The 26,127-nt window shown below is 65.1% G+C and carries 28 protein-coding genes; 11 read left to right on the forward strand and 17 right to left on the reverse strand.

Features of this window, described 5'->3' with window-relative positions:
• Nucleotides 1–170: 170 nt before the first annotated feature.
• The 4 genes from HNE05_RS00620 to HNE05_RS00635 all read left to right on the forward strand — a co-directional run bounded on the left by HNE05_RS00620 (nucleotide 171) and on the right by HNE05_RS00635 (nucleotide 2,221).
• On the forward strand, nucleotides 171–338 hold the full coding sequence (locus HNE05_RS00620) for a rubredoxin (protein ID WP_173211045.1): 168 nt from the start codon (nucleotides 171–173) through the stop codon (nucleotides 336–338).
• 319 nt (nucleotides 339–657) lie between these two features.
• Nucleotides 658–930 (forward strand): HU family DNA-binding protein, encoded by a 273-nt coding sequence (locus HNE05_RS00625; RefSeq protein ID WP_160077751.1) that lies wholly within the window; start codon nucleotides 658–660, stop codon nucleotides 928–930.
• A 122-nt stretch (nucleotides 931–1,052) separates the two neighbouring features.
• A complete protein-coding gene (locus HNE05_RS00630; protein ID WP_173211047.1) occupies nucleotides 1,053–1,448 on the forward strand; it encodes an SCP2 sterol-binding domain-containing protein in 396 nt (131 codons plus the stop codon).
• A gap of 41 nt (nucleotides 1,449–1,489) precedes the next feature.
• The gene (locus HNE05_RS00635; RefSeq protein WP_173211049.1) at nucleotides 1,490–2,221 is read left to right on the forward strand and encodes a hypothetical protein; all 732 of its coding nucleotides are present in this window, start codon (nucleotides 1,490–1,492) and stop codon (nucleotides 2,219–2,221) included.
• Between the two features lie 59 nt (nucleotides 2,222–2,280).
• Here the strand turns inward: HNE05_RS00635 and HNE05_RS00640 are convergent, their stop codons facing one another.
• The 6 genes from HNE05_RS00640 to exbB all read right to left on the reverse strand — a co-directional run bounded on the left by HNE05_RS00640 (nucleotide 2,281) and on the right by exbB (nucleotide 9,191).
• Entirely contained in the window at nucleotides 2,281–3,690 is a 1,410-nt protein-coding gene (locus HNE05_RS00640) for an aminoacyl-tRNA deacylase and HDOD domain-containing protein (protein ID WP_173211051.1), read from the reverse strand.
• Nucleotides 3,691–3,793: 103 nt separating this feature from the next.
• Nucleotides 3,794–5,869 carry an ATP-dependent DNA helicase RecG gene (recG, locus tag HNE05_RS00645; RefSeq protein WP_173211053.1) on the reverse strand — a complete coding sequence of 692 codons (2,076 nt, stop codon included), beginning with the start codon at nucleotides 5,867–5,869 and terminating at the stop codon, nucleotides 3,794–3,796.
• Nucleotides 5,866–6,795, reverse strand: coding sequence for a hydrogen peroxide-inducible genes activator (locus HNE05_RS00650; protein ID WP_173211055.1), 930 nt, complete (start codon nucleotides 6,793–6,795; stop codon nucleotides 5,866–5,868). Before HNE05_RS00650 ends, recG begins: the two co-directional genes overlap by 4 nt.
• Before the next feature lie 170 nt (nucleotides 6,796–6,965).
• Nucleotides 6,966–7,694: an energy transducer TonB gene (locus tag HNE05_RS00655; RefSeq protein WP_173211057.1), complete on the reverse strand. Its 729-nt coding sequence runs from the start codon at nucleotides 7,692–7,694 to the stop codon at nucleotides 6,966–6,968.
• The gene (gene exbD / locus HNE05_RS00660) at nucleotides 7,691–8,116 is read right to left on the reverse strand and encodes a TonB system transport protein ExbD (protein WP_173211059.1); all 426 of its coding nucleotides are present in this window, start codon (nucleotides 8,114–8,116) and stop codon (nucleotides 7,691–7,693) included. The genes HNE05_RS00655 and exbD overlap by 4 nt, the downstream gene beginning before the upstream one ends.
• Nucleotides 8,117–8,120: 4 nt before the next feature.
• Entirely contained in the window at nucleotides 8,121–9,191 is a 1,071-nt protein-coding gene (gene exbB, locus HNE05_RS00665) for a tonB-system energizer ExbB (RefSeq protein WP_173211061.1), read from the reverse strand.
• A gap of 188 nt (nucleotides 9,192–9,379) precedes the next feature.
• Here exbB and HNE05_RS00670 point away from each other — a divergent pair, with 188 nt between their 5' ends.
• Nucleotides 9,380–10,237, forward strand: a complete 858-nt coding sequence (locus HNE05_RS00670) for an SDR family oxidoreductase (protein ID WP_173211063.1) — start codon at nucleotides 9,380–9,382, stop codon at nucleotides 10,235–10,237.
• Nucleotides 10,238–10,319: 82 nt separating this feature from the next.
• On the opposite strand, the gene HNE05_RS00675 is transcribed toward HNE05_RS00670, so the two are convergent.
• From HNE05_RS00675 to HNE05_RS00700, 6 genes are all read right to left on the reverse strand, one after another.
• Nucleotides 10,320–11,054: a hypothetical protein gene (locus tag HNE05_RS00675; RefSeq protein WP_173211065.1), complete on the reverse strand. Its 735-nt coding sequence runs from the start codon at nucleotides 11,052–11,054 to the stop codon at nucleotides 10,320–10,322.
• Nucleotides 11,055–11,079: 25 nt separating this feature from the next.
• Nucleotides 11,080–11,460 carry a RidA family protein gene (locus HNE05_RS00680; RefSeq protein WP_173211067.1) on the reverse strand — a complete coding sequence of 127 codons (381 nt, stop codon included), beginning with the start codon at nucleotides 11,458–11,460 and terminating at the stop codon, nucleotides 11,080–11,082.
• A 59-nt stretch (nucleotides 11,461–11,519) separates the two neighbouring features.
• Nucleotides 11,520–13,628 carry a bifunctional GTP diphosphokinase/guanosine-3',5'-bis pyrophosphate 3'-pyrophosphohydrolase gene (gene spoT / locus HNE05_RS00685; protein WP_173211069.1) on the reverse strand — a complete coding sequence of 703 codons (2,109 nt, stop codon included), beginning with the start codon at nucleotides 13,626–13,628 and terminating at the stop codon, nucleotides 11,520–11,522.
• Between the two features lie 60 nt (nucleotides 13,629–13,688).
• On the reverse strand, nucleotides 13,689–13,952 hold the full coding sequence (gene rpoZ, locus HNE05_RS00690) for a DNA-directed RNA polymerase subunit omega (RefSeq protein ID WP_173211071.1): 264 nt from the start codon (nucleotides 13,950–13,952) through the stop codon (nucleotides 13,689–13,691).
• Between the two features lie 98 nt (nucleotides 13,953–14,050).
• Nucleotides 14,051–14,671 carry a guanylate kinase gene (gene gmk / locus HNE05_RS00695; RefSeq protein WP_173211073.1) on the reverse strand — a complete coding sequence of 207 codons (621 nt, stop codon included), beginning with the start codon at nucleotides 14,669–14,671 and terminating at the stop codon, nucleotides 14,051–14,053.
• A 40-nt stretch (nucleotides 14,672–14,711) separates the two neighbouring features.
• Complete coding sequence (locus HNE05_RS00700) at nucleotides 14,712–15,575, reverse strand: YicC/YloC family endoribonuclease (RefSeq protein ID WP_173211075.1); 864 nt, start codon at nucleotides 15,573–15,575, stop codon at nucleotides 14,712–14,714.
• 136 nt (nucleotides 15,576–15,711) lie between these two features.
• Here HNE05_RS00700 and rph point away from each other — a divergent pair, with 136 nt between their 5' ends.
• The 3 genes from rph (at nucleotide 15,712) to HNE05_RS00715 (ending at nucleotide 17,841) form a co-directional block, all read left to right on the forward strand.
• Nucleotides 15,712–16,431 (forward strand): ribonuclease PH, encoded by a 720-nt coding sequence (gene rph / locus HNE05_RS00705; protein ID WP_173211077.1) that lies wholly within the window; start codon nucleotides 15,712–15,714, stop codon nucleotides 16,429–16,431.
• A 23-nt stretch (nucleotides 16,432–16,454) separates the two neighbouring features.
• Entirely contained in the window at nucleotides 16,455–16,820 is a 366-nt protein-coding gene (locus HNE05_RS00710; RefSeq protein WP_173211079.1) for a DUF4870 domain-containing protein, read from the forward strand.
• 73 nt (nucleotides 16,821–16,893) lie between these two features.
• Nucleotides 16,894–17,841, forward strand: coding sequence for a DUF808 domain-containing protein (locus HNE05_RS00715; RefSeq protein ID WP_173211081.1), 948 nt, complete (start codon nucleotides 16,894–16,896; stop codon nucleotides 17,839–17,841).
• A 17-nt stretch (nucleotides 17,842–17,858) separates the two neighbouring features.
• On the opposite strand, the gene HNE05_RS00720 is transcribed toward HNE05_RS00715, so the two are convergent.
• Nucleotides 17,859–18,638: an exodeoxyribonuclease III gene (locus tag HNE05_RS00720; protein WP_173211083.1), complete on the reverse strand. Its 780-nt coding sequence runs from the start codon at nucleotides 18,636–18,638 to the stop codon at nucleotides 17,859–17,861.
• Nucleotides 18,639–18,731: 93 nt separating this feature from the next.
• Between HNE05_RS00720 and pyrE the strand changes: the two genes are divergently transcribed.
• Entirely contained in the window at nucleotides 18,732–19,373 is a 642-nt protein-coding gene (gene pyrE / locus HNE05_RS00725) for an orotate phosphoribosyltransferase (protein WP_173211085.1), read from the forward strand.
• 29 nt (nucleotides 19,374–19,402) lie between these two features.
• On the forward strand, nucleotides 19,403–19,987 hold the full coding sequence (locus tag HNE05_RS00730; RefSeq protein WP_173211087.1) for a DUF4124 domain-containing protein: 585 nt from the start codon (nucleotides 19,403–19,405) through the stop codon (nucleotides 19,985–19,987).
• Between the two features lie 41 nt (nucleotides 19,988–20,028).
• On the opposite strand, the gene argB is transcribed toward HNE05_RS00730, so the two are convergent.
• The 4 genes from argB to coaBC form a co-directional block, all read right to left on the reverse strand.
• Nucleotides 20,029–20,937: an acetylglutamate kinase gene (gene argB / locus HNE05_RS00735; RefSeq protein ID WP_173211089.1), complete on the reverse strand. Its 909-nt coding sequence runs from the start codon at nucleotides 20,935–20,937 to the stop codon at nucleotides 20,029–20,031.
• A gap of 23 nt (nucleotides 20,938–20,960) precedes the next feature.
• Complete coding sequence (gene algC / locus HNE05_RS20380; RefSeq protein WP_420827017.1) at nucleotides 20,961–22,358, reverse strand: phosphomannomutase/phosphoglucomutase; 1,398 nt, start codon at nucleotides 22,356–22,358, stop codon at nucleotides 20,961–20,963.
• A gap of 1,227 nt (nucleotides 22,359–23,585) precedes the next feature.
• Complete coding sequence (dut, locus tag HNE05_RS00745) at nucleotides 23,586–24,041, reverse strand: dUTP diphosphatase (RefSeq protein WP_173211093.1); 456 nt, start codon at nucleotides 24,039–24,041, stop codon at nucleotides 23,586–23,588.
• A gap of 29 nt (nucleotides 24,042–24,070) precedes the next feature.
• Nucleotides 24,071–25,279, reverse strand: coding sequence for a bifunctional phosphopantothenoylcysteine decarboxylase/phosphopantothenate--cysteine ligase CoaBC (gene coaBC / locus HNE05_RS00750; protein WP_173211095.1), 1,209 nt, complete (start codon nucleotides 25,277–25,279; stop codon nucleotides 24,071–24,073).
• A 136-nt stretch (nucleotides 25,280–25,415) separates the two neighbouring features.
• On the opposite strand from coaBC, the gene radC reads away from it, so the two are divergent.
• Nucleotides 25,416–26,090 carry a RadC family protein gene (gene radC / locus HNE05_RS00755; RefSeq protein ID WP_173211097.1) on the forward strand — a complete coding sequence of 225 codons (675 nt, stop codon included), beginning with the start codon at nucleotides 25,416–25,418 and terminating at the stop codon, nucleotides 26,088–26,090.
• The last annotated feature ends 37 nt before the right edge of the window (nucleotides 26,091–26,127 follow it).

Here is a 26,127-nt window from a genome sequence, read left to right on the forward strand (position 1 = left end):
CGAGTTGTAAATGAGCATGACTCGTTGCACTCGCCCTTCGGGTCGCGCTAAAGCGCGTTAGCCGCAAGCGGCTTGCCGAGGCTGTTTTTAACGCCGTATGGCCGACGGCCAGGAGATCGTAAACAGGTTCTTAGAGCCAGGCCCTGAAGCCCGAGCGATGAGGTGTATTGATGAAGAAGTGGCAATGTGTGGTCTGTGGCCTGGTCTATGACGAGAGCCTGGGTTGGCCGGACGATGACATCGCCCCCGGTACGCGCTGGGAAGATGTGCCCGCCGACTGGTTGTGCCCGGATTGCGGCGTGGGCAAGGCTGACTTCGAGATGATCGAAATCGGCTGATTGATCGCTCCCTACAGGGATGAAGCGGCGACCTCAGGGTCGCCGTTTGCGTTTCTGCAGTGCGGGCTGTGGCGGTACATGCGTACCGGATCGACGTAACGAAACTGGGAATTCGTCGGCCTTTTGGCGTAAATGCAGGCTGTTCTGACAAAAACGCCTTGCTATTGGTAGCCTAAAACGCCGGCCAGTACTGGCGCGGTGCCGGATGGCGTGCCATTCTCCCTCGGTCTGCCGCAGCGCAGAGCTGTTGCGGCGCCTTAGGCGCTGTTCCGGACGGACAGCACGGACACAAAAACAACAAACCGTCAAAGAGGCATCTATGCGTAAACCCGAACTCGCCGCGGCTATTGCCGAAAAGGCTGACCTGACCAAAGACCAGGCCAATCGTGTACTCAACGCCGTTCTCGAAGAGATCACCGGCGCGCTGAACCGCAAGGACAGCGTGACTCTGGTTGGCTTCGGCACCTTCCTGCAGCGCCATCGTGGCGCGCGTACCGGGAAAAACCCGCAAACCGGCCAGCCGGTGAAGATCAAGGCCAGCAACACCGTGGCTTTCAAGCCGGGCAAGTCGCTGAAAGACGCCGTCAACTAAGCACCCTGCAGCCGGGGTCGCCAGACCCCGGATTGCTTTGCCCCCTCCTGCAGTGCGGGATGTAGTCCGCCACGCAAATCGCTACAATGCGCCGCCGATTCCACCCCACTCGAGGCTGCGCCATGAAATTCCGCTTTCTTCTCTGGATGCTGGGCCGTTTGATGGCCAAGGCCAGCCGCACCAATCCTGAATTCCAGCAGCAGTTGGCCGGCAAGGAGCTGGTGTTCCAGCTGCACACCCTGGACGGCAAGGTTTCCCGTCAGTTCATCATCAAGAATCAGCGCGTCAGCAGCCGTGCCGGCAAGGCCGGTGAGCCGGCATTCGCCATCGGCTTCAAGGATGCCGCCTTCGGCTTCGCCACCATGCAGGCGAAGAACAAGCAGCTGGCCTTCATGCAGGGTATCCAGAACAAGGACATCCAGATCCAGGGCAACCCGGCGCTGGTGATCTGGTTCCAGGGCTTGTTCAAGTACATCATGCCGAAGAAGAAGAAAAACGACGTCAAGAAAGCCGCCTGAGTCCGGGCGGTTCTCGACGACTGATTACGGAAGTTGTGGCCATGCGTCTGCTGTCTCTGTTTGCCCTGCTGTTGACCCTGGGCTTGCCTGCGCAAGCCGCTCCGCTCGATCCGACGCTCAAGCGCGCACTTGAATTGGCCGGCGTGCAGCTGCTCTGCGAGCAGACTCCCGCACTGCTGCAGCGTGGTATGTCTGCAGCGCAGCAGAAGCAGCTGGCCAAGGCCTTTGCCGCCGAGCCGCTGTGCGCCGATCTGGCCAAGCGGGTGGCCGCCGAGTTGCCCAAGGCGCAGTTGAGCGAGGCCGTGGCGCTGCTCGACAGTCCGCTGGCCAAGCACTTCACCGAGGCCGAGCGGGCCGTGGGAGCCGATGGTGGCCTGCCCGCCTATCGCACGCAACTGGCGCAGCGCCCTCCACGCGGCGAGCGTCTGCAGTTGGTGCAGCGCCTCGACAAGGCCGCCCACACCACCGAGCTGGCCACCCTGCTGCGCTATGAAGTGGGCAAGACCCAGGCCCTGCTGAGCCTGCGTGGGCGTGGCGAGACGATCGACGAGAAGACCTTGGGCGAGCAGACCGCGGCGCAAATCGCGCCGATTCGTGCCTCCAGCGCCAGCGGTGTCGAGGCTTTCATGCTCTACGCCTATCGCCAGTCGCCCAGCGCGCAGCTGGCCGAATATGCGGCGCTGTACGAACAGCCGGCGGTGCGTGCGGTGCTGGAAGCCAGCGCTCGCCAACTGCCCAAGGTGTTTGCCGCGCGGCGGGCGCTGCTCAAATAATCCGCTAGACGCAGTAATGAAAAAGGGGCCAGCAGGCCCCTTTTTCGTGGTCGGGCAACTCAGTGCGGGTGGTTGAACTGGGCGGCCAGTTCGCGCAGTGCCACTTCGGCCTGCAGCACCTTGTTCAGTGCATCCTCGGCCTTGTCGCGGCTGATGCCGAGGCGCTCGAACAGTGCAGTCGGGATCTCGCTCTGCGGACCGCTGCCGATGCCGCGGTTACGCAGCAGGCTGACGGCCAGGCAGACCAGGTTCGGGTAGGCGCTGTGCGGGCCGTCGTAGTCCGGGTCGTGCTGGAAGCGCAGGGCGGTGGCCAGTTCTTCTGGCATGTCCCAGAAGCGCATCAGCCAGGCGCCGATCTGCTCGCGACTGATACCCAGCAGGTGCTGCTCGATGTAGCCGGCCGGCAGGTGCGGGTTGACCTCCAGATGCCGGCAGATCAGCGAGAAATGCGGCGGGAATACGTGCGCCAGGACCAGGTAGCCGAAGTTGTGCAGCAGCCCGGCGAGGTAGGTCAGGCCGGCTTCCGGGCGCTGCGCACGCGGCATGGCGCGGGTCAGGCCTTCGATCACGGCGGCGCTGTAGATCGCCTGCTGCCAGTAGGGTGTGGTCTGCTGTGGGTGATCCTTGGGCAGGGACAGGGTCTTGCCCAGGGCCAGGCCGAGAGCCAGGTTGATCACCAGATCGAAGCCCAGCACGCGGACGATGGCGTCTTCCACCGAGCGGATCTTGCCGGGTGCGGCGTAGTAGGGCGAGGCGGCCCAGCTGACCACCTGGGCGGCCAGGGCCGGGTCGGTCTCGACCACGCCGGTGATGTCGTCCACCGTGGCGTCGGGGTCGACGCGCAGCTTGATGATCTTCTGCGCGGTTTCCGGCAGCGGCGGAATCTCGATGGTCTCTTCCAGGCGCTGCTGGATGCGTCGGGCGGTGAAAGCCTGCACCGCCTGGGTGATTTCCGCGCGGTCGTCGTCGGGGCGATCGAGGTTGAGCTTGATACTCGCCACCGGCTCGCCGAAGCGGGCGGCGCTGGCCTTGGCCAGGAGGATGTTCTTGTACGAGTCGCTGGCGATCTCCAGCAGCACTCCGGGCGTCCCGGACTCGATCAGCAGGCTATCGACGCGCAGCAGGCGCTCGTCATACAGGCACGGCGAGCTGGTCAGCGGCGGCAGGCCGGGCAGCAGGCCTAGGCTGTGCTTGGCCAGCATGCGTTCCAGGCGTTCGGGTTTGACCGCGGCCAGTTTGCGCCCGGTCAGTTCGGCCAGGCGGTTGAGGTCGAGCAGTTGATCCTGGGGGAACAGCACCAGCAGGGCGCCGACCGCGTCGTCGAGCAGCGCCGCTTGCACCCGGCGTTCGGCTGGCAGGGCGGCGTGTTCGTGGCGCACCGTGCAGGTAACGCCGAGTTTTTCCAGAAGCTGAAGAATCACCGCCGGCGGGCGCGGCGCAGAGTCGGGGGCGAGAGCAACTTCGGTCATGGTCTACATCCGGCTAGGGAACTACTGGCAAGGAGTATAACCAGCCACCTGCATACAAGGCGCTGCCGCCTGACAGGTGACCAGTGGTGCGCTGTCGACTGGCTCACACTTGGCCATATTGCTGGCCATGCCGCAGCCAGCGTTCGAGCAGTGGGCTGACGTGCTGCGGCCAGTCCTGCAGCAGGCTCTGCGCCGCGTCGCGCACGGCCGGCAGCAGGTCGGCGTCGCGCATCAGGTCGGCCACCTTGAACTGCAGCAGGCCGGTCTGGCGGGTGCCAAGCATCTCGCCGGGGCCTCTGAGCTCCAGATCTTTTTCGGCAATCACGAAGCCGTCGCAGGTCTCGCGCATGATCGCCAGGCGCTCGCGGCCCATCTGCGACAGCGGTGCGTGATAGAGCAGCACGCAATGGCTGGCGGCGCTGCCGCGGCCGACCCGGCCGCGCAGCTGATGCAGCTGGGCCAGGCCGAGGCGCTCGGGGTTCTCGATGATCATCAGGCTGGCGTTGGGCACGTCGACGCCGACCTCGATCACCGTAGTCGCTACCAGCAGCTGCAGGCGGCCCTGTTTGAAGTCGTCCATCACCGCGGCCTTCTCGGCCGGTTTCATGCGCCCGTGGATCAGCCCTACGCGCAGCTCGCCCAGGGCACTGGACAGCTCCTCGAAGCTGGTCTCGGCGGCCTGGCAGGTGAGTTCCTCGGATTCCTCGATCAGCGTGCACACCCAGTAGGCCTGGCGCCCCTCGCGGCAGGCGGCGCGCACCCGCTCGACCACTTCGATGCGGCGGCTGTCGGCGATCACCAGGGTGTTTACCGGGGTACGGCCGGGCGGCAGCTCGTCGAGGATCGAGGTGTCGAGGTCGGCGTAGGCGCTCATCGCCAGGGTCCGCGGGATCGGCGTGGCGGTCATGATCAGCTGGTGCGGGCACAGGCGGCCGTCGATACCTTTCTGTCGCAGCGCCAGGCGCTGCTGCACGCCGAAGCGGTGCTGCTCGTCGATGATCGCCAGGGCCAGGCGCTGGAACTGCACTTCGTCCTGGAACAGTGCATGGGTACCGACCACCATCGGCGTACCGCTGGCGATCTGCTCCAGCGCGGCGGCGCGTGCCTTGCCCTTGAGCTTGCCAGCCAGCCAGGCGACGTCGATGCCCAGCGGCGCCAGCCAGCGCGAGAAATTGATGAAGTGTTGCTCGGCAAGGATCTCGGTGGGCGCCATCAGCGCCACCTGGTAGCCGGCTTCTAGCGCCTGCAGGGCGGCCAGGGCGGCGACCACCGTCTTGCCGGCGCCGACGTCGCCCTGCACCAGGCGCAGCATGGGTTCGTCCTGCGACAGGTCGTAGGCGATCTCCGCGCCGACCCGCTGCTGGGCGCCTGTAGGGGCGAAGCCGAGGTTCTGCAGAAACAGCTGCGGCAGGCGCTTGGCCACTGGCAGGCGCGGTGCCTGCTGGGCGCGCACCTGTTCACGCAGGCGCTGCAGCGACAGTTGATGGGTGAGCAGTTCCTCGAATGCCAGGCGGTGCTGGGCCCAGTGGCGGCCCTCGGCCAGCTCTTCCAGGTCGGCGTCCGGCGGCGGTCGGTGCAGGTAGCGGATCGCTTCGTCCAGCGGGGTGAGGCGGTAGTCGCGGGCCAGTTCGGCCGGCAACCAGTCCGGCAGGCTGTGCGGGCCGAGGCGGGCCAGGGCCAGCTGGCTGAGGCTGCGCAGGCGCTGCTGGGTGAGGCCTTCGGTAGTCGGGTAGATGGGCGTCAGGGTCTGCTCGACCGGTGCCACTTCATCGGCGCCGAGGGCGCGGTATTCCGGGTGGTAGATTTCCAGGCCGGAGGCACCGGGGCGCGCCTCGCCGTAGCAGCGCACGTGGGTGCCGCGCTTGAGGCCGTCCTTCTGCGCCTGGCTGAAATGGTAGAAGCGCAGGCTGAGGGTGCCGCTGCCGTCCTGCAGGCGCACCAGCAGACTACGTCTTTTACCCATGACAATATCGGCGCCGGCCACCACACCTTCGATCACCGCGTCCTGGCCGGGGCGCAGGGCGCCGATCGGCACCACGCGGGTACGGTCCTGGTAGCGCAGGGGCAGGTGGAACAGCACGTCCTGCAGGGTTTCCAGGCCGACCTTGGCGAGTTTTTCTGCCAGCGCCGCGCCCACTCCCTTGAGTGCGGTGACCGGGACCTGAGCCAGCTCGGTCATGCCGGCTGCGCTTCACCTTGCGGGCGAGCGGCCACCGAGCACAGGCGGATCGAGTCGGCGAGGATCTCGATGGCCTTCGGCCGCGGGAAGCTGGCGCGCCAGGCGATGGCCACCGTGCGGTAGGGCACTGGCGGGGTCAGCGGGCGCACTTCGATCACGCCGGGAGCGTAGTGGTGGCTGTCCACCGCGGTGAACGGCAGGATCGAAATACCCAGGCCCGAGGCGACCATGTGACGGATGGTTTCCAGCGAGCTGGACTCGATGGTGGTGTGCTTGTTCTCGTCGGTTTTGCGCGTGGCCGGGCAGGCCTCCAGGACCTGGTCGCGGAAGCAGTGGCCTTCGCCGAGCAGGAGCAGGCTCTTGTCATTCAGCAGGCTGGCGTCGATATGCTTCTTGGCGGTCCAGGGATGGCCGGCCGGCATCAGCACGTAGAACGGCTCGTCGTACAGCGGCTTAGTCAGTACATCGGCTTCCTGGAACGGCAGGGCGATGATGATCGCGTCCAGTTCGCCGGTGCGCAGCTTGTCGCGCAGGATGTGGGTGAAGTTCTCTTCGATATACAGCGGCATGTCCGGGGCGACCCGGTGCAGCTGCGGGATCAGGTGCGGGAACAGGTACGGGCCGATGGTATAGATGGCGCCGATCTTCAGCGGCGCGGTCAGCTGGTTCTTACCGGCCTGAGCCAGCTCGCGAATGCCCTGGGCCTGCTCCAGTACCTTCTGCGCCTGGGTGACGATGCCTTCACCGACCGGGGTCAGGCGCACTGCGCTCTTGCTGCGCTCGAAGATCAGCACGCCGAGCTCGTCCTCGAGTTTCTTCACCCCTACCGACAGGGTCGGCTGGCTGACATGGCAACGCTCGGCGGCCCGCCCGAAGTGTTGCTCCTGGGCGAGGGTGACGATGTAGCGCAGTTCGGTAAGGGTCATAGTCTGAGTCCATTGATATGCGCCCAAGCATAGCCGCTGTATTCAATGGAACCAACTGCTCCTATCGCAGGAGCAGTCCGTAGGGTGGATGACGCTTTTCTCATCCACCACGGCGCCGCGCGGTGGATCGATGGAGCGTGATCCACCCTACAGGAGAGCCCAACAGATGCTTAGCGGCGGTCGAGCGAATAGACGAAGGGCGCGACGATCTCCAGCTGGCCGTTCTGCAGCATTTCCGCGGGCGGTGCGGGCAGCGGCTGGGCGCGGCGGATCATCTCCAGGGTGGCGCGATCCAGCGAGGCGCTGCCGGAGCGGCCGGCGAGGGCGTAGGAGAGCACCTTGCCCTTGCCGTCGAGCACGAAGCGCAGGCGCACCGTGCCTTCGAAGCCGCGGCGGCGGGCGTCTTCCGGGTAGCGCTTGTAGCGGCTCAGGTGGCTGAGCAGTTTGCTCTGCCAACTGATCTCGGCCTTGCTGGGTGCGCTCACGGCGGCCTGTTGCGGCGCAGCCGGCTTGGCATCGGCCGCGGCAATCGGTGCCGGTGGGGTTTCCTGTGGCGGGTTGTCTGCGGGCTTGGCCTGCGGCTTGGGCGCGACCGGCTGAGGCGGACGTGGCTTGGGCTTGGGTTTGGGCGGTGCGATGGCCAGCTTGGGCTTCGGCGCTTCGACCAGCTTGGGTTGCGGTTCAGGCTCCTCCGGCTGGATCTCCGGCGGCGGTGGCGGGGCCGGTTTGGGCGCGGCGGCCAGCGGTTCCAGTTCGATCAGCATGGCCGCCGGTGGCAGCTCCAGCGGTATGGCCGCCGGGCGCCAGTACAGGGCCCAGATGAACAGGCCGGCATGCAAGGCGAGCACGATGATCAGGCTGACGCTCCACAGCGGCAGCTTGCGAACGCTGTTGCTCATTGGCCGCCGACCGTTTCCAGGCCGACCAGGCCGATCTTCAGGTAGCCGGCGCCGCGCAGGTTATCCATCACGCCCATCAGATCGCCGTAGTCCACGCCTTTGTCGCCACGCACGAAGATGGTCTTGTCCTTGTCGGCCTGGGTCAGCTTGTCCAGGGTCGCGCCGAGCAACGCCGGGTCGACCTGCTCGTTGTCGAGGAACAGGCTGTTGTCTGCCTTGATGCTCAGGTAGATCGGCTTGTCCGGGCGTGGCGCCGGTTTGGCGCTGGAGGCCGGCAGGTCGATTTTCACATCGACGGTGGCTAGCGGCGCGGCGACCATGAAGATGATCAGCAGCACCAGCATCACGTCGATAAAGGGGGTGACGTTGATCTCGTGGTTTTCCTGGAGATCGTCGCCACCTTCGTTCAGATGCAGACCCATGGCCTCAGACCGCCTTGACCATGTGGGCTGGGGCGCTGCGCTCGCTGGCGGCGGGCAGGTCCAGATCGCGGCTGACCAGCAGCAGCACCTGGGCCGAGGCATCGGCGACCTGGGCCTTGTAGCTGGCGATGGAGCGGGCGAAGACGTTGTAGATGATCACCGCAGGAATCGCCGCGACCAGGCCCAGGGCGGTGGCCAGCAGGGCTTCGGCGATGCCCGGGGCAACCACGGCGAGGTTGGTGGTCTGCGATTTGGCGATGCCGATGAAGCTGTTCATGATGCCCCAGACGGTGCCGAACAGGCCGACGAAGGGTGCGGTGGAACCGATGGTGGCGAGCACGCCGGTGCCTTTGCTCATCTCGCGGCCGCAGGCGGCGACCAGGCGTTCGAGGCGGAAGCTGACACGCTCCTTGATGCCGTCCTTCTCCTTGCTGCCGGCGGAGAGCTTCAGCTCCTCGCGGGCATCGTCGATCAGCAGGGCGCTGAAGCTGTGCTTGGCGCGGGCCTGCTCGGCGGCCTGGTTGAGGTTGCGTGCGCCCTTGAGGTCGAGCAGCTCGCGCTGCAGGCGGCGGCGCGCGGTGACCAGCTCGATGCTCTTGGCCACCCACACGGTCCAGGTCAGGATCGAGGCGAGGATCAGGCCGATCATCACGCTTTTCACCACGATATCGGCGTTCTGGTACATGCCCCAGGGCGACAGGTCGTGGACCAGGCCTTCTTCTTCGGCGGCGGCCAGGGCCTGGCCAAGCGCGTCCAGCTCCTGCAGGGTGCTGACCAGTTTCTGCGCGTCTTCAGTGGCGATGCCGTTCTCTACCATAAACTGCTGTTGCACCGCGCCGATCTGCTCGGGGGTGGCTTGCTCGCCGAGGGCGGCGAGCTTCTCGCGCAGGGCCGTCAGGCGCACATCTTCGGTGGCTGCCGGTGTGCTGGTGACGGCCTGCGCGCTGGCCGCGCTGTTTACCGGCGCCGGCTCCTCGGCAAAACCGAGGGTTGGCAGCAGGCTGAACAACAGTGCCAGGCACAGGCGCAGTGCGTGTGCGACGGTTGGCTGAGCGGAGTGGGCGAATGAGTTCATGCTGGCCGGACCTGAAGAGGGAAAGAGCGTTAACGGCCACCGACGGGCTGGGTGCGGTGGAGAAAAACTGTCGGCATTATTGCAAATAATTCTTGTTAGCAAAAGAGCAATTCGCATTTACATCTCCAGCGCTTGGCCGGCGAGGGCTCTGCCGCTAGGCTGGGCGTCCTCTTCGACGGAGTTGCGCCATGCCTGCCCATCCTTCCTTGCTGATCGCCGGTTGCGGCGATGTCGGTGGCCGTCTGGCACAACGACTGATTATGGCCGGCTGGACGGTGTATGGCTTGCGCCGCGATATCACGCAGCTGCCGGCGGCCACCCGGCCGGTCGCCGCTGATCTGCAGCTGGCCGCCTGCCCGGCGACCTGGCCCCAGGGCGCCCTGGACTATCTGGTGTATTGCGCCACACCCAGCCAGCACGACGAGGCGGGCTACCGCGCGGCCTATGTCGAGGGCCTGCGTCATGTGCTGGGCTGGCTGGCCGAGCATGGCCAACGCCCCAAGCGCCTGTTGTTCGTCTCCAGCAGCGGGGTGTATGGCCAGCAGGACGGCGAGTGGATTGACGAGGATTCACCGGCCGAGGCGCAAAGTTATTCCGCGCGGATCATGCGCGAGGCCGAGCAGCTGGCGTTAGCCAGCGGCCTGCCGGCGACCACGTTGCGTCTGACCGGCATTTACGGTCCGGGGCGCAACTGGCTGCTCAAACAGGCGCGCGAGGGTTATCGGGTGGTCAGCGAGCCGCCGCTGTATGGCAACCGCATCCACGCCGACGATGCGGCCGGGCTGCTGGCCTTCCTGTTACAGGCGGATGCCGGCGGCGTGGCGCTTGCGGAGTGCTACATCGGCGTCGACGACGAACCGGCGCCGCTGCATGAAGTGGTCGGCTGGTTGCGCGCGCAGCTGGGCGTCACCCACTGGTCCGAGCAGAGCACGGTGCGCCGTTCCGGCAGCAAGCGTTGCAGCAATGCGCGGGCGCGGGCGTTGGGTTGGGTGCCGCAGTACCCCAGCTATCGCGAAGGTTATGCGGCGTTGCTCAGGGACGAGTGAGGCGTAGCCCGGATGCAATCCGGGAGGGTGTGCCCGGTTGAGGTCCGCTCCCGGATTGCATCCGGGCTACGGAAGCGGCTGTTCAGTCGCGCTCCAGCAACCAGACCTGCTGCCCAGGGTGATACTCCGGCACTTCATCCACCTGGGCGCGGTTGACGGCTTCGAGGATGCGCAGCTGTTCGCCGTCGCGCTGGAACAGCCATGGGCTGCCCTGCTCGCCGAGTTGCAGCCACAGGCTGTCGTGCTCGCCGCTCATCGATGCGCAATCGCCGGCCAGGCACAGGGCATAACGCTCGGCACCGGGCAGGCCTTCGATGCGGCCGTCCGGGTGGAACAGCACCAGGCCGTCTTTGCCTAAGCCTTCGCGGATCTTCCAGGTGCCGCCCAGGTAGGCCTGGTACAGCGCGGCCTCGAAGCTGCTGCCGAGTGGCGCACCGGCTACGGCGGCGTTCTGCGGCTTGCTGAAGCGCTGCTCCGGACCATTGCTGTTGGCCTGCTGCACCAGTTGCTGGTCGTCCAGGCTGAGCAGCTCGTGGTAGTCGCCCTGGTAGTCGACCCGCCACTGTCCCGGTTCCAGCGCTACCAGCTGGCCTTCGCCCAGCTCGAAACCATTGCTGTAGGTGGCCATGCCGCGCTGGCTGTCGACCTGCCATTCCAGGTTCGGCCCGTAGGCCAGCAGCGCTTCGCGCAGCGGGCCGCCTTCGCGGGCGGCATCGATCAACGGCTGGTTGATCCAGATACCGTCAGGGCTGGCGGCCTGGCCGGCACAGCCGGTTAACAGGCTGAAGCAGCAGGTGAGGGCAAGCAGGCGACGCATGGCGGGATTCCTTCGCACGGCGGGATCAGTCGATGACCAGGATGCCGTCCATTTCCACCAGCGCGCCGCGCGGCAGGGCGGCCACGCCGATGGCGGCACGGGCCGGGTAAGGCTGCTGGAAGTAGCGGCCCATGACTTCGTTGACCTTGGCGAAGTGGCTGAGGTCGGTGAGGAAGATGTTCAGCTTGACCACGTCCTGGAACGAGCCGCCGGCGGCTTCGATCACCGCTTTGAGGTTCTCGAACACCTGCACGGTCTGCTCCTCGAAACCCTGCACCAGCTCCATGGTCTGCGGGTCCAGCGGAATCTGCCCGGACAGGTACACGGTATTGCCGGCCTTGATCGCCTGGGAGTAGGTGCCGATGGCCGCCGGGGCCTTGTCGCTGCTGATGACGCTCTTGCTCATGCTGAGCTCCTTGTTATTGAGAGGGTGGTGCGGCCGGTCTGGCGCCGCACGAAAGGGGGTCAGGCGCGCATGCGGGTGATGCGGATCACTCCGGTCAGGGCGCGCAGTTTCTTGATCACGCGGGCCAGGTGCACGCGGTCGTGCACGCTGACCACCAGCTGGATCACGCTGATGCGGCCATCGCGCTCGTCCATGCTGATCTTCTCGATATTGCCGTCGGCGGCGTTGACGCTGCTGGCCAGCAGGGCGATCAGGCCGCGCTGGTGCTCCAGCTCGACACGCAGTTCGACGTTGAATTCGCCGGTGACATCCTTGGCCCAGTTGAGCTGGATGCATTTCTCCGGGTTGTGGCGGATCTCGCTGATGTTCTTGCAGCTGTCCAGGTGCACCACCATGCCCTTGCCGGCCGACAGGTAGCCGACGATCGGGTCGCCGGGGATCGGCGTGCAGCACTTGGCGTAGCTCAGCACCAGGCCTTCGGTGCCGCGGATGGCCAGCGGGCCTTCGGCGCTCGGCAACTGATCGTTGCCTTCGCTGAGCAGGCGGCGGGCCACCACGTAGGCCATGCGGTTGCCCAGGCCGATGTCTTCCAGCAGGTCTTCGATGATTTCCAGGCGGTATTCGCCGAGCACCGCCTGTACCCGCTCGGCCGGTACCTTTTCCAGGTGGCTGGCAAAGCTGGTGAGCACCTTGTTCAGCAGGCGCTCGCCGAGGTTGATCGACTCCGAACGGCGCTGCAGCTTGAGGGCATGACGGATGTGCGTGCGGGCCTTGCCGGTGACCACGAAGTTGAGCCAGGCCGGGTTTGGTCGGGCACCGGGCGCGGTGACGATCTCCACCGTCGAGCCGCTTTCCAGGGCCTGCGACAGCGGCGCCAGGCGGCGGTTGATGCGGCAGGCGATGCAGCTGTTGCCGACGTCGGTGTGCACCGCGTAGGCGAAGTCGACCGCGGTGGAGCCTTTTGGCAGCTCCATGATGCGGCCCTTGGGCGTGAACACGTAGACCTCGTCCGGGAACAGGTCGATCTTCACGCTCTCGATAAATTCCAGCGAGTTGCCGGCGCGCTGCTGCAGTTCGAGGATGCCCTTGACCCACTGGCGGGCGCGGGCGTGGCTGCCCTTGGGCTGCTCGTCCTCGCTGGATTTGTACAGCCAGTGGGCGGCGATGCCGTTGTTGGCCAGCTCTTCCATCTCGCGGGTGCGGATCTGGATCTCGATCGGTACGCCGTGCATGCCGAACAGCGTGGTGTGCAGCGACTGGTAGCCGTTGGCCTTGGGGATCGCGATGTAGTCCTTGAAGCGGCCGGGCAGGGGTTTGTACAGGTTGTGCACGGCGCCGAGCACGCGGTAGCAGGTGTCGACCTTGTCGACGATGATGCGGAAGGCGTAGACGTCCATGATCTCGTTGAACGCCCGGCGCTTGCCACGCATCTTCTGGTAGATGCTGTAGAGGTGCTTCTCGCGGCCGATCACCACGCCCTGCATGCCTTCGCGTTCGAGGCAGTGGGTGATCGATTCCTCGATCTTGTTGACGATTTCCTTGCGGTTGCCGCGGGCGCGCTTGACCGCGGTGCGGATGCGCTCGGAGCGCATCGGGTGCATTGCCTTGAAGCCGAGGTCCTCGAATTCCACGCGCATGCTGTGCATGCCCAGGCGGTTGGCGATGGGTGCGTAGATTTCCAGGGTTTCCTTGGCGATGCGCCGGCGTTTCTCGCCGGACAGCACTTCCAGGGTGCGCATGTTGTGCAGGCGGTCGGCCAGCTTGACCAGGATCACGCGGATGTCGCGGGCCATGGCCATGGCCATCTTCTGGAAGTTCTCGGCCTGGGCCTCGGCCTTGGTCTCGAAGTTCATCTGGGTCAGTTTGCTGACCCCGTCGACCAGCTCGGAAACGGTCTCGCCGAACTGCGCGGTGAGCGCTTCCTTGGCGATGCCGGTGTCCTCGATCACGTCGTGCAGCATCGCGGCCATCAGGCTCTGATGGTCCATGTGCATGTCGGCGAGGATATTGGCGACGGCGAGCGGGTGGGTGACGTAGGCCTCGCCGCTGCGGCGGCGCTGACCGTCATGGGCCTGCTCGGCGTAGAAATAGGCGCGGCGGACCAGGTTGACCTGGTCCGGGCCGAGGTAGGTCGAAAGGCGTTCGGCGAGTGAGTCTATGCTCGGCAAGGTGGCACCCCCTGCCGCATGGGCTGACTGCGAGTCGCGCGACTTCGACCTGGCATAGGCTTACAGAGGCTCGTTGGCCTCGTCCTCGAGGGCAGCGAAGAAGGGTTCTTCTTCGACCAGGTCGTCCTGGGCGATCACGTCGTAGTCGACCAGGCCGGCGGCGATTTCGCGCAGGGCCACTACGGTCGGCTTGTCGTTTTCCCAAGCCACTTTCGGCTCTTTGCCGCCGGTGGCCAGCTGACGCGAGCGCTTGGTGGCGAGCATGACCAGCTCGAAGCGGTTATCAACGTTGTCCAGGCAATCTTCGACGGTGACGCGGGCCATGGTGTTCCTCGTAGCAAATAAAGAGCTGGGCCCGGATGGGCGAGCGGACTGAATAGTCTAAAAAATCACCAGCGTTAAGGGAAGCACTGATTTCCCACTCAGACCAGCAGTTCGCTGAGCAGGCCGGCGTGGCGCTGCTGCTGGACCTGCTGGAGCAACTGATTGGCGCGGAAGATCGCCTTCAGGTCGGTCAGCGCGTGGGCGAAGTCGTCGTTGATCAGGATGTAGTCGTATTCGACATAGTGGCTCATCTCGCTGACCGCCTCATGCATGCGCCGCTCGATGATCTCGCCGCTGTCCTGGCCGCGGTTGGTCAGGCGATGGCGCAGGGCCTCCTGGGTTGGCGGCAGGATGAAGATGGATTTCGACTGCGGCATCAGCCGGCGCACCTGCTGGGCGCCCTGCCAGTCGATCTCGAGAATCAGGTCGTAGCCATCGGCGAGGGTCTGCTCGACCCACTTCTGCGAGGTGCCGTAGAGGTTGTCGAAGACCTGGGCGTGCTCGAGGAAGTCGCTGTGCTCGAGCATGGCGGTGAACTGTTCGCGGCTGACGAAGTGGTAGTTGACCCCGTCCACCTCGCCCGGGCGCATGGCACGGGTGGTGTGCGAGACAGAGACGCGGATCTGCGCCTCGCTGTCGACCAGTGCCTTGACCAGGCTGGTCTTGCCGGCGCCGGAGGGCGCGGAAATGATGTAGAGGGTGCCGGTGGTGACGGTCATGGAAGCATCCTGAAAAGCGTTTATGCGAAGCCTAGGCGACTTATTCGATGTTCTGTACCTGTTCGCGCATCTGCTCGATCAGGACTTTCAAGTTCACTGCAGCCTGGGTGCTGCGCGGGTCGAAGGCCTTGGAACCGAGGGTGTTGGCCTCGCGGTTGAGTTCCTGCATGAGGAAGTCCAGGCGCCGACCGGCGGCGCCGCCGGCCTTGAGCACGCGGCGCACTTCGCTGACGTGGGTGGTCAGGCGATCCAGTTCTTCGGCCACGTCGCTCTTCTGCGCCAGCAGCACCAGCTCCTGCTCCAGGCGCTGCGGGTCCAGCTCGGCCTGCATCTCGGCAAAGCGCGTTTCGATTTTCTGCCGCTGGTTGGCCAGCATCTGTGGCACCAGCTCGCGCAGGGCGACGACTTCGCCGCTCATGGCGTCCAGGCGCTCGTTGAGCAGTTTGGCCAGCTCGGCGCCTTCGCGGCCGCGGCCGTTCTTCAGCTCGGCCAGGGCCTGGTTGAACAGGTCCAGAGCGGCGGCATTCAGTGCTTGCGGGTCGGCCGCATCGGCCACCAACACGCCGGGCCAGGCCAGCACTTCCAGGGGGTTGAGCGGTGCCGGCTGTTTGATCAGGGCGGCCACTTCCTCGGCGGCGCTGATCAGTTGCTGGGCGCGCTGGCTGTCGACCTGCAGGCGCTTGCCGGTATTTTCCTCGGCGAAGCGCAGGGTGCATTCCACCTTGCCACGCGACAGGCCCTGGCGCAGGGCGTCACGCACCGCGCCTTCGAGGTCGCGGAAGGCATCCGGCAGGCGCAGGTGCGGTTCCAGGTAGCGGTGATTGACCGAGCGCAGTTCCCAGCTCAGGGTGCCGTGGGCGCCGGCCCCTTCGACGCGGGCGAAGGCGGTCATGCTGTGCACCATGGGAATACCTCTAGGATCGGGAACAAGGGCGCGGGATTGTAACGCAGTGCGACCGCCGGCCCAATCGGGCGTGTCGCATGGCCGGTGGCGGCCCTATAATGCCGGCAGATCCCCGCTCCTTATCAGGTATTAGCAGATGAAACGTCCCAGTGGCCGTGCCCCTTCCCAGTTGCGCAACGTACGCATCACCCGCAACTACACCAAGCATGCCGAGGGCTCGGTACTGGTCGAGTTCGGCGACACCAAGGTCATCTGCACCGCCAGCGTCGAATCCGGCGTGCCGCGCTTCCTCAAGGGTCAGGGTCAGGGCTGGTTGACTGCCGAATACGGCATGCTGCCGCGCGCCACTGGCGATCGCAATCAGCGCGAGGCCAGCCGTGGCAAGCAGGGCGGGCGTACCCTGGAAATCCAGCGCCTGATCGGCCGCTCGCTGCGCGCCGCGCTGGACATGAGCAAGCTGGGCGAGAACACCATCTATATCGACTGCGATGTGATCCAGGCCGACGGCGGTACCCGTACCGCTTCCATCACCGGTGCCATGGTCGCCCTGGTCGATGCGTTGAAGCTGCTGAAGAAGCGCGGCGCGCTGAAGGGCGAGCCGCTCAAGCAGATGATCGCCGCAGTTTCCGTGGGTATCTACCAGGGGGAGCCGGTGCTCGACCTGGACTACCTGGAAGACTCCGCCGCCGAAACCGACCTCAACGTGGTGATGACCAGCGCAGGTGGCTTCATCGAAGTGCAGGGCACCGCCGAAGGCGCGCCCTTCCAGCCGGAAGAGCTGAATGCCATGCTGGCCCTGGCCCAACAGGGCATGCGCGAGCTGTTCGAGTTGCAGCAGGCGGCACTGGCCGACTGATTCCTTCCCCCACGGAGAGCGATATGGACGAGCAGAACCTCACCCCGATACCGAGCCAGGAAGTTCGCCAATGGGCGATGTTCTGCCATCTGGCGGCTCTCGCCGGCCTGGTGTTCCCATTCGGCAATCTGCTGGGGCCGCTGATCGTCTGGCAGCTCAAGCGTGAGCTGGATCCGTTCATCGACGAGCAGGGCAAGGAGGCGCTGAACTTCCAGATCACGGTCTCCATTGCCATGCTGGTGTGCATGCTGCTGATGGTGGTGGTGATCGGCTTCCTGCTGCTGCCGCTGATCTGTCTGGCGGCGTTGGTGCTGGCCATCATCGGCGGGATCAAGGCCAACGAAGGCAAGGCTTACCGCTATCCGCTGTGCTGGCGCCTGGTCAAATAGACTGGTGTGCTGTGCCGGCTCCGCTCGGGGCCGGTTGTTTCATTCCCCCCTCTGTTAAGTAAGGAAACCTGACGTGGCTGGAGCCAACCTGTTAACCCTGCTCGATGATATTGCCAGCGTGCTGGACGATGTGTCGGTGATGACCAAGGTGGCGGTGAAGAAGACCGCCGGCGTGCTTGGCGATGACCTGGCACTGAATGCCCAGCAGGTCACCGGGGTCAAGGCCGACCGCGAGTTGCCGGTGGTCTGGGCGGTGGCCAAGGGCTCGCTGATCAACAAGCTGATCCTGGTGCCCGCGGCCCTGCTGATCAGTGCTTTCGCGCCCTGGGCGGTGACGCCGCTGTTGATGCTCGGTGGTGCTTTCCTGTGCTTCGAGGGTTTCGAGAAGCTGGCGCACAAGTTCCTGCACAGTCAGGCGGAAGACGCCAGTCACCACGCCGAGCATGTGCAGGCCCTGGCCGACCCGGCGGTGGATATGCAGGCCTTCGAGAAGGACAAGATCAAGGGCGCGGTGCGTACCGACTTCATTCTCTCGGCGGAAATCATTGCCATCACTCTGGGGGTGGTGGCCAGCCAGCCCTTCGTGCAGCAGGTCACGGTGCTGTCCGGTATCGCCCTGCTGATGACCGTGGGTGTCTATGGCCTGGTCGCCGGTATCGTCAAGCTGGACGATGCCGGGTTGTACCTCAGTCAGCGCGCCAGTGCGGCGCTGCAGGCCTGCGGTCGCGGCATCCTGTGGCTGGCGCCGTGGCTAATGAAGCTGTTGTCGGTGGTGGGCACAGCGGCCATGTTCATGGTCGGCGGCGGCATCCTTACCCATGGCATTCCCGGTGCCCATGAGCTGATTCATCACTGGGTCGAGGCGGTTGCGGGGATTGCGGCTATCGGTGGGGTATTGGCCGTGCTCACGCCCACCCTGATCGATGCGCTGTTCGGTGTGGTGGTGGGTGCCCTGGTGCTGGGTGTGGTCACTGTGACCGGCAAGGCCTGGGGCGCGCTGCGTGGCGGTGCTACCGGCTAGGGCGTGGAGCTGGCTGCTTAGACGCTAAGCAGCCAGTCGTAATCGACGATCAGCGGCGCGTGCTGAGAGAAGCGCGGTTGGCGCGGCAGCTTGGCGTTGCGCACGGAGCGGCGCATGCCCGGAGTCAGCAGCTGGTAGTCGAAGCGCCAGCCGAGGTTGAGCATGTCCGCCTGTTCGCTGTCCGGCCACCAGCTGTACTGCTCGCCTTCGCGGCTGACTTCGCGCAGCGCATCGACATAGCCCATGGTGCCGATCACTTCATCCAGCCAGGCCCGTTCCGGGGCGAGGAAGCCGGGCACCTGCTGGCAATCGCGCCAGTTCTTCACGTCGAGTTTCTGGTGGGCGACATACAGCGAGCCGCAGTAAATGTACTCGCGGCGCTTGCGGCGTTGCTTGTCCAGGTAGCTGGTGAAGTCGTCGATAAACTTGAACTTCTGGTTGAGACTCTCGTCGCCACCCTGGCCGGACGGCAGCAGTACGGTGGCGATGCTGACCTTGTCGAAATCCGCCTGCAGGTAGCGCCCGTAGCGATCCGCCATCTCGAAACCGAGACCGTGGATAACCGCTTTCGGTTGCAGACGTGAATACAGTGCCACGCCGCCCTGCTCGGGAATTTCACCATCGGCGGCGTAGAGAAAGTAACCATCCAGCTGGAAAGCCGGATCGTCCAGTTCGACGGAGGAGGCGCGGGTATCCTGCAGGCAGATCACGTCGGCATTCTGGGCTTGCAGCCAGCTGAGCAAACCGCGCTCGACCGCCCCCTGAATGCCATTCACGTTGACACTGATGATCCGCATAAATAGCCCCCAAAAACACCTGCGTGTATGATACCTGAGCTCATTCCTAATTAGCCAAATTCATAGCTATAACCGTGTCGTTCGGGGCTTTTCATGCAGGCGTACCAGCGCGAGTTCATCCGTTTTGCCATCGAACGCGGCGTGCTGCGTTTCGGTGAGTTCACCCTCAAATCCGGGCGTACCAGTCCTTACTTCTTCAATGCCGGCCTGTTCAGCAGTGGCCTGGCGCTGGCCAAGCTGGGACGCTTCTATGCCTCGGCGCTGGTCGACAGCGGCATCGACTTCGATGTGCTGTTCGGTCCTGCCTACAAGGGCATCCCGCTGGCGGCCGCGACTGCAGTAGCCTTGGCCGAGCAGCATGATCGCGACCTGCCCTGGTGCTTCAATCGCAAGGAAGCCAAGGATCACGGCGAGGGCGGCACCCTGGTCGGCGCACCGCTCAGTGGGCGGGTAATGATTGTCGACGATGTGATCACGGCCGGTACGGCGATCCGCGAAGTGATGCAGATTATCCAGGCCCAGGGCGCTCAGGCCGCTGGCGTGCTGATTGCGCTGAACCGCCAGGAACGTGGCCAGGGCGAGCTGTCGGCAATCCAGGAAGTCGAGCGCGATTACGGCATGCCGGTGGTCAGCATTGTCTCGCTGGAGCAGGTGCTCGACTATCTGGCGGGTGATGCTGAACTGAAGAAGCACCTGCCCGCCGTAGAGGCCTATCGCGCGCAATACGGAATTTAGCCTCAAAACAACTACAACAAGGGTCTGTCATGCTCAAACCCGCGGTGCTGTGCTGGACGTTGTGCTGGGCTCTTTGGTCGTCGCTGGTTGCGGCCACGGAAATGTATCGCTACGTCGACGAGCGTGGCGTGACCGTGATCGATCGCCTCGGCGTGCCGCCCGAGCATGTGGCCAGGGGTTATGAGGTGCTCAACGAGCAGGGGCGGGTGATCAAGGTCGTGCCGCCGGCTCCGAGTGCCGAAGAGCGCCAGCGTCTGGCGGAGGAGAAGGCCAAGGCGTCCTCCGATGCGCAGTTACTGCGCATCTACTCCGAAGTCGGCGACGTCGATCGCGCCCGTGATCGCAAGTTGGCCGAGCTGGACGGCGCGATCAGTGTGGCGCAGAGCAACCTGCAATCCCTGCGTACCCAGCAGGGCAGCCTGCAGGCCAAAGCAGCCGAATTCGAACGAGCTGGTCGTCAGGTTCCCGAGCATCTGCTGGTGCAGATCGAGAACCTGAAGATCGAGCAGGCCGGTGTGGAGAAGGACATTAGTCGCTACCGGGAAACCCGGCTCAGCGAAGAGGCGGCGTTTGCCGCCGACCGCGCGCGTCTGCTGGAGCTGCGCGGGCGCTGAAGGGGTAGGCAGCCGGCAGGTGCCGGCCGCGCTACAGCCTCTTAGCGGTGGTGCTTGCGGTTGCTGATCAGGGTGCCGACGCCGCTGTCGGTGAAAATTTCCAACAGTACCGCGTTAGGCACCCGGCCATCGATGATGTGTGCGCTGGTCACGCCGCCTTGCACGGCTTCCAGGGCGCAGCGGATCTTCGGCAGCATGCCGCCGTAGATGGTGCCGTCGGCGATCAGGCTGTCCACCTGTTCAGTGGTCAGACCGGTCAGCACCTCACCCTGCTTGTCCAGCAGGCCGGCGATGTTGGTCAGCAGCATCAGTTTCTCGGCTTTCAGCGCTTCAGCCACCTTGCCGGCGACCAGGTCGGCGTTGATGTTGTACGACTCGCCGTCGGCGCCGACGCCAATCGGCGCGATCACCGGGATGAAATCGCCCTTCACCAGCATGTTGAGCAGGTCAGTGTTGACCCCGACCACTTCGCCGACATGGCCGATGTCGATGATCTCCGGCTGGGTCATTTCCGGCGTTTTGCGGGTGACCTGCAGCTTCTTGGCGCGGATCAGCTCGGCGTCCTTGCCGGTCAGGCCGATGGCACTGCCGCCATGACGGTTGATCAGGTTGACGATGCTCTTGTTGACCTGGCCGCCGAGGACCATTTCCACCACGTCCATGGTGGCGGTGTCGGTAACGCGCATGCCGTCGATGAAGTGGCTCTCGATCGACAGGCGCTTGAGCAGGTCGCCGATCTGCGGGCCGCCGCCGTGGACGACCACCGGATTGATACCCACCGCCTTCATCAGCACGATGTCACGGGCGAAGCCTTCCTTGAGTTCTTCGCTTTCCATGGCGTTGCCGCCGTACTTGATCACCAGCGTCTTGCCGACGAAGCGACGGATATAGGGCAGCGCTTCGGACAGGACCTTGGCGACGTTGGTGGCGGCATCACGTTCGAGGGTCATTGCAGACGGGGCTCCGGGGTAGATCAGAAAGGCAGGTTGAGTTCAGGGGCGACGGTGTAGAGCTGGGCGCGGAACACTTCCTTGATCCGTTCCAGTTCTTCCTGGGTTTCCGCTTCGAAGCGCAAGACCAGCACCGGCGTGGTGTTGGAGGCGCGTACCAGGCCCCAGCCCTTCTGGTAATCGACGCGCACGCCGTCCAGGGTGGTCAGGTTGGCATCGCCCCACACGCCATCGCGCTGCAGGCGATCGATCAGGCGGAACTTGTTTTCGTCGGTGACGGTGATGTTGATCTCCGGGGTGGAGATATCCGCCGGGAAGGCTGCAAACACCTGTTCCGAATTGCGTTTTTCCTGGCTGAGGATTTCCAGCAGGCGCGCGGCACTGTAGATGCCGTCGTCGAAGCCGAACCAGCGCTCCTTGAAGAAAATGTGCCCGCTCATCTCGCCGGCCAGCAGGGCGCCGGTTTCCTTCATCTTCTTCTTGATCAGCGAGTGGCCGGTCTTCCACATCACCGGGCGACCGCCGTAGCCGCTGATCAGCGCGCCCAGGCGACGGGTGCATTTGACGTCATAGATGATGTCGGCGCCGGGGTTGCGCGACACCACGTCCTTGGAGAACAGCATCATCAGACGGTCCGGGAAGACCATGTTGCCGGCGTTAGTCACCACGCCGACGCGGTCGCCGTCGCCGTCGAAGGCCAGGCCCAGGTCGGCGCCTTCGGCTTTGACCCGGGCGATCAGGTCGACCAGGTTTTCCGGCTTGCCCGGATCCGGGTGGTGGTTGGGGAAGTTGCCGTCGACCTCGCAGAACAGCGGGATCACGGTGCAGCCCAGCGCTTCGATCAGCTGGGGGGCGATGACCCCGGCCACGCCGTTACCGCAGTCGACCACCACCTTCATCGGCTTGGCCAGGGCGATATCGTCGCGGATCTGCCTGAAGTAGCGATCGAGGATATCGAGCTGCTCGATGGTGCCTACGCCGCTGGCCAGATCGTTGCTGTCGATACGGGTTTTCAGCGCCTGGATCTGCTCGTTGGCCTGGGTGTCGCCGGCGATGACGATCTTGAAGCCGTTGTAGTCCGGCGGGTTGTGGCTGCCGGTGAGCATGACCCCGGACTTGCCTTCCAGCACGTTAGTGGCGAAATACAGCACCGGCGTTGGCACCATGCCGATATCGGTGACCTGGCAGCCGCAGTCGAGCAGACCCTGGATCAATTGTTGGACCAGCTCTGGGCCCGACAGGCGGCCGTCACGGCCCACGGCGACGCAGGGCTCGCCCTTGGCCAGGCTTTCCGAGCCGATGGCGCGACCGATCCAGTAGGCGGCTTCGCTGGTCAGGGTGTCGCCGACCACGCCACGGATGTCGTAGGCGCGGAAGATGCTGGCGGGCAGTTTCGGTGGGGTTTGTCGGGCGCTTGCCACAGGTGTTTGCTCCAGTCCCAGGAGATCCTGGTCTTCGTCGAGAATGTCGATATCGAGAATATCGGTGTCTTGAAACAGCGGGTCGGCCAGTGCTGCGGGCTTGCTCGCCGTCTCTGCTTTGGCGGTGCTGGCACCGCCGGCCTCCGCAGAGGCGCTTTCCTGCTTGCGGCGCGGCATGCGCGCCAGGGTCTGGGCCAGGCTGTCGAGGGCCGGCAGGCTGAGGCTGAAGGCCTTGACCGACTTGCCGCTGGAGAGTTCCTGGATCATCTGGCCCAGTTGTCGTACGTCACTGCGCAGACGGCCATGCAGCTGGTTCTGCACCAAAAACAAACCGAGCAGCGCGCCACCCGCCGCCAGCAGCAGGGCGAGGCCGAGCAGCACGGGCGACAGCGCGGGTGCCTGCAGATTGGACCCAGGCGTGAAGCTGAGTTTCCAGTTCGGGTTGCCGGTATCGAACAGCTTGGCGACACCTGCCCCAGGCTCGCCACGCTCGCTGAGGATCTGCTCGGCAGTGCTGCCGAATTGCTGGCTCAGCTGCACCTGGCCAATTCCGGCGGGCACGGCGGGTAGGGTGTTGAGCAGGCGCTCGAGGTCGACCACCAGCAACAATGTGCCCGGCGATCGGCCGCCATCGCTGCCAGCCATTGCCGCCGCGCTATACACCAGCCAGCGTTCGCCGACTTTATAGGCTTCCGGCGCAGGGGCCTGGCCACTTTCCAGGCGACGCAGCAGGTCGAGGGCGGCGAAGTTCATCGGCCCGCTGCGACCGACATCCAGCGAGGCACGGCCTGTGGCGTTGAGGTGAACGTCGACCACCCCCTGCCAGTGCTGCTGGCTGCGTTCGGCGGCGCCAATGATGCTTTTGTCGGCACTTTGCAGGGCGACCAGCAGGGCCGGGTTGGCGGCGGCAGCCTGGGTATCGGCTTGCAGTTGTTGCAGCGCCTGCTGCACGGCGCTGGCCTGGTTGTTACCCCAGGCGTCAATCAGTTGCTGCTGTTGCAGCTGATCACGACTAGTCAGGCTGAACCACAGCAGCAGACTGCCGACCAGCAATCCCGCCAGGGCGGCAATCGCGCCTGGCAGCAGGGCTTTGTGCTCATTGCCGCGCGGGGCGGCGGTGGCGATAACCTCGACGCTGACCGGAACGGCGCTGTCGTTGTCCTTGGCGGTGCGCTTGAAGAGTTTCACCAAACGTCTCCTGGGCAATTCATCCTGGAATTAATCGGTTCAGTGGCTGCCGGAATGGCCGAAGCCGCCGGCGCCGCGCTGGCTTTCATCAAACTGTTCGACCAGTTCGAAGTGTGCCTGTACGACGGGAACCAGCATCAGCTGTGCAATTCGCTCGCCAACGGCGATGGTGAACGGCGTCTGCCCGCGGTTCCAGCAGGACACCATCAGTTCGCCCTGGTAGTCGGAGTCGATCAGACCGACCAGGTTGCCGAGCACGATGCCGTGCTTATGGCCGAGGCCCGAGCGCGGCAGGATCAACGCGGCCAGCCCTGGGTCGCCGATGTAGATCGACAGGCCGGTGGGGATCAGCAGGGTCTGCCCGGGTTCCAATACGCAGTCCTGCTTGAGCATCGCGCGCAGGTCGAGGCCCGCCGAGCCGGGGGTGGCGTACTGCGGCAGGGGAAAGTCACTGCCCAGGCGCGGGTCGAGAATCTTGGCTTGCAAAGCGTGCATGTCAGGCCCTGTGAACGGTCGGAAGTGGGTCAGGCGCGGTTGAGGCGCTCGGCGATGAAGGCTACCAGCTGACGGGCGATCTTGCCTTTGCTGGTCTGGGCAAAACTGCTGGCCTGCAACTCGCGGTCGATGATGGTGATGGCGTTTTCCTCGCTGTTGAAGCCGATGCTGGGGTTGGCCACGTCATTGGCGACAATCAGGTCGAGGTTCTTGTCCTTCAGCTTGCGCGCCGCGTAGCCGAGCAGGTTCTCGGTCTCGGCGGCAAAGCCCACGCTGAACGGGCGATCGGCACGGCCGGTAAGGGTGGCGAGGACATCCGGGTTGCGCACCAGTTGCAGGAGCAGGCCATCGCCGGTGGTGGGGTCCTTCTTCAACTTGTGCTGGGCAACCACTTCCGGGCGGTAGTCGGCGACGGCGGCGGAGGCGATCAACACGTCGCAGGGCATGGCGGCTTCACAGGCGGCGAGCATGTCGCGGGCGCTGACCACGTCGATGCGGTCGACCCGGTCCGGGGTGGGCAGGTGCACCGGGCCGGTGATCAGGGTCACCTTGGCGCCGGCTTCCACCGCGGCTTCGGCCAGGGCGAAGCCCATCCTGCCGGAGCTGTGGTTGGTGATGTAACGCACCGGATCGATGTTTTCCTGGGTCGGCCCGGCGGTGATCAGCACGTGCTTGCCGCTCAGGCTCTGGCGCTGGAAGCAGTCGGCGGCGCGCTGTGCCAGCTCTTCCGCTTCGAGCATACGGCCTAGGCCGACATCGCCGCAGGCCTGGCTGCCGGCAGCCGGGCCGAACAGGCGCAGGCCGCGGCTTTCCAGCAGCTGCGCATTGGCCTGGGTGGCTGGGTCGCGCCACATGGCCTGGTTCATCGCCGGGGCCAGGGCGACCGGGGCATCGGTGGCCAGTACCAGGGTGGTCAGCAGGTCGTCGGCTACGCCCTGGGCCAGGCGCGCCATCAGGTCGGCGGTGGCCGGAGCGATCAGTACCAGGTCGGCCCACTTGGCCAGCTCGATATGACCCATGGCCGCCTCGGCTTCCGGGTCGAGCAGGTCGAGATGCACCGGATGGCCGGACAGGGCCTGCAGGGTCAGCGGGGTGATGAATTCGCGGCCGCCGCGGGTCATCACCACGCGCACTTCGGCGCCCTGGTCGCGCAGGCGGCGTACCAGCTCGGCACTCTTGTAGGCGGCAATGCCGCCACCAACGCCCAGGACGATGCGTTTCCGATACAGCCGCTGCATAGGCCTGCCTTAATAATGTGGTGTGGATAGCAACGCGAAGGAGGCGCCTCCCCAGGCCGACCAACGCGCCAAAAAGCCGGGCTAAGATAGCACAGGGCCCGCGCCGGAACAGCGGGCCGCCAGACAGGGAGATGTCATGAGTATTCGCGATTGGCCCGCGGCGGAGCGCCCGCGGGAGAAGCTTCTGGAGATGGGCGCGGGCGCCCTGAGCGACGCCGAGCTGCTGGCGATTTTTCTGCGCACCGGGGTGGCCGGGCAGAGTGCGGTAGACCTGGCTCGCCACCTGCTGGGCGATTTCGGCAGTTTGCGCGCGTTGCTCGAAGCCGATCTACCGTCTTTCAGCCAGCGCCTGGGTCTGGGGCCGGCCAAGTTCGCCCAGTTGCAGGCGGTGCTGGAGATGGGCCGGCGCCATCTGGCCGAGCGGCTCAAGCGCGATTCCGCCCTGGAAAGCCCGCAGGCGGTGCGCGATTACCTCAAGGCGCGCCTGCGCCATGAGCCCCATGAAGTGTTCGGTTGCCTGTTCCTCGATGCCAAGCACCGGGTCATCGAGTTCGAGGCCCTGTTCCACGGCAGTATCGATGGCGCCAGCGTCTACCCGCGACAGGTGGTCAAGCGCGCCCTGGCGCACAACGCCGCAGCGGCGATTCTGGTGCACAACCACCCGTCGGGGGTGGCCGAGCCCAGCCAGGCCGATCGCGTGCTGACCGAGCGCCTCAAGGAGGCGCTGGCGCTGATCGAGGTGCGGGTGCTCGACCACTTCATCGTCGGTGACGGTGAGCCGCTGTCTATGGCTGAATTTGGCTGGGTGTAGGGTGGATGTCGCTTTTCACATCCACCGTCATACGCAT

The sequence above is a fragment of the Pseudomonas campi genome, assembly GCF_013200955.2.
GTDB classification, from domain to species: domain Bacteria; phylum Pseudomonadota; class Gammaproteobacteria; order Pseudomonadales; family Pseudomonadaceae; genus Aquipseudomonas; species Aquipseudomonas campi.